Genomic DNA, 4299 nt, shown 5'->3' on the forward strand with positions numbered 1-4299 from the left:
CTGCGGTGGAGGACGTGCAGGTCCTGCAGGACGGATTCACCGGGGTCACGGGCATGCGTGCGCCGGGCCTGGCACTTCCCGGCCGGGTGCGCATCGGGACCTGGCGCGGATCCCGCGGGAACACCTTCGCCGTCGTCCATCAAGGAAGGCCGGCGGTGCAGCTGACGTTGCAGGACCAGAAGTACCGCCGCGTCGTCGTCGAGGTCGAGGACGTCGAGGAAGCAGCGCGGCAGGTGCGGGAAGCCGCCGGCCTGGACGAGAGCATGGTGCCGGTTCTGGAAGACGCCACCTTCCGGTCGGATGGCCTGAACCTCGCCGGGACGTGGACCCTTCCCGCGGCCGGACCGGTTAAGGGCCTCGCCCTGCTGCTGCCCGGATCCGGCGAAGTTGACCGCAACTCGGACCACCGTCGGATGCCGCTGGGCGTCACCCGTGATCTGGCCGAGGCGCTGGCGCTGGAGGGCATCGCTTCTTTCGGCTACGACAAGCGGGGCGTCGGCGCCTCCGAGGGTTCTTTCCTCGCCGCAGGCTTCCAGCATAATTACGACGACGCCGCAGCGGCCTTCGAGATGGTCGCCCGGCGCTCGCCGGAGCTGCCGGTCTTCGTGGTGGGCCACAGCGAAGGTGCTTTCCACGCCACCACGTTGGCCGCACGCAAGCGGGGGCGGGTGGCCGGCGTCGTCCTGCTGTCAGCCTCGGCCCACAGCGGCCAGGAAACCTCGCAGTGGCAGACCGGACAGATCGCCGGGGCGCTGCCTGCGTTCCCGCGGGTGGTGCTGAAGCTGCTGCGCACGGATCTGGTCGAGCAGCAGCGGAAGTCCATGGTGAAGCTTCACGCCTCGGACCAGGATGTGATGCGGATGCAGGGCCGGCGGATCAATGCCCGCTGGATGCGCGAGTTCCTCCAGTTCGATCCGCTGCCTTTCCTGGAGCGGCTGGACATGCCGGTGCTGGCCATCAGCGGCGCCAAGGACCTGCAGGTCAACCCCGCCGACCTGGTAATCATCGCCCGCACGGTGCAGGGACCGGTCGAGACCAAGTGCATTCCGGACATGACCCACCTGCTCCGCCGCGATCCGCGGACGCCGATGCTCAGCGACTACAAGCGGCAGATCCGGGAGCGCACCGACGCCGAGCTGCTGGAAACGGTGGCAGGCTGGATGGGGTCCAGGGTGTTGGCCACGCGCCCGCCCGTGGCCTGATGCTGGACTCGGCCTCGACCCCGCACCGGACTATCGCTGAGCCGCGGATCGGCGGGACGTCCAGCCCTGCTGATGCAGGCGTTCGAATCCGTCCAGCAGCAGATCCAGCGCAAACTCGAACTCGAACTGGTCATCGCAGCCCTGGCCGACGACGGACTCGCCGTCGTGGTCCGCCCTCATGGCGATCTCCATGACATGCGGGTACCTCTCGGCCATCGCGCGGAGTATCTCCGGCGGCACTTCCGCAGGCGCGCTCGCAGGATCGTCGTCGAACACTTCCTGGGTGAAGCCCCACATCCGGCTGCCCAGCGCATGCATCACATGATGGGTCAGATCCACTGAGAAGCCGCCGGACCGGAACATCCCGATCATCGAGTCCATATACTCCAGCACCACGGGCGACTTGCTGGTCCGCGACTCGATCACCCGGCGGGCCCACGGATGCCGGAGGAGGATCTGCCGCGCGGCGAGGACCCGCTGCCGCACCGCGCTCTTCCAATCCACGCCACTGGCGCCGGTGTCGATCTCGCCTACGATCACATCGACCATGCCGTCCAGCAGTTCTTCCTTGTTCGCGACGTGCTTGTACAGCGCCATCGGCACCACGCCCAGCTCCTGCGCGAGCTTCCGCATGCTCAGCGATTCGACTCCGGACTGATCCGCAAGAACGACGGCGGCACTCAGCACACGCTCCCGGCTCAGGGGAGTGCGGGGCGCGTTGTCCTTCTGCTGGACCATCTGGAACCCCCGTCTTTGGGTAGCGGATCTCTATTGACAAGTGTACGCCGTACACCTACTTTTATTGCATCAGGTGTACGCCGTACACCACATAGCTGAGGATCAGGTCATGGCAACAGAAACCGTGAGCGTCTCTACTTCAAACGGCCGGTCCAGAGGCCGCTGGCTTGTGCCGGCTTCCCTGATTTTCATCAGCCTCATCCCGGTGTTCTTCGGTGCCGTGCGGTTTGCTGAAGTCACGGGCGGGGCAGAAGTAACGGCCGCTAATCACAGGTTTTTCGACTCGCCCATTCCGGTACTGATCCACATTCCGGCCGCCATCGTGTACTCCCTGGTCGGGGCGTTCCAGTTCGTTCCCTCGCTTCGCCGCGGCAAGGGCGGCAGGCGCAGCTGGCATCGGATCGCGGGCCGGATCTTGGCGCCTGCGGGGCTGCTTGTCGCGCTGTCCGGCCTGTGGATGGCTGTTTTCTACGACCTTCCGGCCAGCGACGGACCGCTTCTGCTCGTCTTTCGGTTGGTCTTCGGTTCGGCCATGGTGGCGAGCATTGTCATGGGCATTCTCGCGATCCGGCGCCGGGACTTCGCCGCCCATGGCGCGTGGATGGCACGCGGCTATGCCATTGGCATCGCCGCGGGAACCCAGGCCCTCGTGAGCATCCCCTGGCTTCTCCTCGTCGGCCCGGCCGACGTGCTGACCCGGGCGCTGCTGTTGGGGTCGGCGTGGGTAATCAACCTTGCCGTCGCCGAGTACTTCATCCATCGCCGCATGCGTCGGGCCGCGCAAACGAACCATCTATCCGGCTCCCTTCCCGGGTCGGCGGCAACAGTTTCTCGCTGACCGCTTGGCTGAAATCAGCCTTGGCAATCACGGGGCAACAGATGGCAACTGCTTTCCACCGTATTAAGACTCCCCAAGACTAGGGTGATGCCCGGGACACGCCCGGGTATCGACGACTGCGATCGGGTCGTCGGTACATCGTGGGGAGCGCGCCCGCAGTGGACGCCTCTCCAAACCCGTTCAAAGGAGAACTTCGTTGATCACAGCCAATTCGAGCGTGAGACGACGGCGAGGCATGGTGGGTCTTGCCGTTGCGCTGCCCCTGACCTTCATCCTGGGCGCCGGCGCCGTAGCCGCTGCGCCCCAGTCCACGAATGCGGGCAATCACGGAAAGCCCGCGGCGCTGGAGGCCCGTGCCAAGGAGATCATCGCGGTCAAGGGGCGCCAGTTCAAGGATCTGAATGGCAACGGCAAGCTTGACGTCTACGAGGACTGGCGAAAGCCGGTCGATGCTCGAGTCGCCGATCTCGTCGGGCAGATGACGCTCGAGGAGAAGGCGGGCCTCATGCTCATCGACACGGTGAACGCCTCGTGCGACCCGGCGACGGGCGAGTTCGGCACCGTGCCCGACACAGCCCTCGACTACATCGGCACCCAGCAGATGCACCGGTTCATCTTCCGCAACGTCGTCGACAGCGCCGAGCGGGGTGCGTGCCAGCCCAGCGGCGGCGGCTTCGGGACCAACGTGCGCGTCACCCCGGGCGAGGCGGCGACGTTCATGAACGAGATCCAGGAGCTGAGCGAGGCCACCCGCCTCGGCATCCCGGTGCTGTACAAGTCGAACGCCCGCAACCACATCGACCCCCAGGCCAGGGCCGGCATCAACGAGGCAGCCGGCGCATTCTCCGCGTTCCCCAAGGAAGCCGGCATCGCCGCGGCCGCCCTCGGCGAGCAGGCGAAGGCCACCGGCGAGGCGACCGACGGCGACATGTCCGTCGTCGAGGAGTTCGCCGAAGTCATGGGCGAGGAATGGTCCTCCATCGGTCTCCGCGGCATGTACGGCTACATGGCCGACCTGTCGACCGAGCCACGCTGGTACCGCACGCACGAGACGTTCACCGAGGACGCAGACCTGGGCGCGAACATCATGGGCCAGCTCGTGAAGTCGCTCCAGGGTGAGGTCGGCAAGGACGGCAACTCCCTGAGCGCAGAGACCGACGTCGCGCTCACGATGAAGCACTTCCCGGGCGGCGGCCCGCAGGAGCTCGGCCTCGACCCGCACTACGCCTTCGGCAAGGCGCAGGTCTACCCCGGGGATGCCTTCGGCTACCACCTCAAGCCCTTCGAGGCCGCCATCGAGGCCGGAGTCTCGTCGATCATGCCGTACTACGGCGTGCCGGTCGACGTCACCTACGAGGGCGTGGACTACGACGAGGTCGGCATGGCCTTCTCCGACCAGATCGTCAACGGGCTGCTGCGCGACCAGATGGGCTTCGACGGCTACGTCAACTCCGATACCGGCATCATCAACGACCGTGCCTGGGGCCTCGAGGACGCTACCGTTCCTGAGCGCGTCGCCGC

General features: G+C 66.4%; 4 protein-coding genes. 3 read left to right on the top strand and 1 reads right to left on the bottom strand.

What is annotated here, in order from left to right:
• A partial coding sequence (locus RIF85_RS14835; RefSeq protein WP_309072673.1) for an alpha/beta fold hydrolase occupies positions 1-1202 on the top strand: 1202 nt, incomplete at its 5' end.
• Between the two features lie 30 nt (positions 1203-1232).
• Here the strand turns inward: RIF85_RS14835 and RIF85_RS14840 are convergent.
• The gene (locus RIF85_RS14840) at positions 1233-1940 is read right to left on the bottom strand and encodes a TetR/AcrR family transcriptional regulator C-terminal domain-containing protein (RefSeq protein ID WP_309072674.1); all 708 of its coding nucleotides are present in this window, start codon (positions 1938-1940) and stop codon (positions 1233-1235) included.
• A gap of 109 nt (positions 1941-2049) precedes the next feature.
• Here RIF85_RS14840 and RIF85_RS14845 point away from each other — a divergent pair, with 109 nt between their 5' ends.
• Both RIF85_RS14845 and RIF85_RS14850 read left to right on the top strand, forming a co-directional pair.
• Entirely contained in the window at positions 2050-2778 is a 729-nt protein-coding gene (locus RIF85_RS14845; RefSeq protein WP_309072675.1) for a DUF2306 domain-containing protein, read from the top strand.
• Between the two features lie 196 nt (positions 2779-2974).
• The coding region (locus tag RIF85_RS14850; RefSeq protein ID WP_309072676.1) for a glycoside hydrolase family 3 N-terminal domain-containing protein at positions 2975-4299 on the top strand (1325 nt) is incomplete at its 3' end.

Origin of the sequence: Arthrobacter sp. (assembly GCF_031179385.1) — a bacterium.
Classification (GTDB): domain Bacteria; phylum Actinomycetota; class Actinomycetes; order Actinomycetales; family Micrococcaceae; genus Arthrobacter_D.

What these genes read in the sequence shown, in the direction of transcription:
- RIF85_RS14840 (WP_309072674.1), bottom strand. Translation starts at nt 1,940, where the DNA reads ATGGTCCAGCAGAAGGACAACGCGCCCCGCACTCCCCTGAGCCGGGAG.
- RIF85_RS14845 (WP_309072675.1), top strand. Translation starts at nt 2,050, where the DNA reads ATGGCAACAGAAACCGTGAGCGTCTCTACTTCAAACGGCCGGTCCAGA.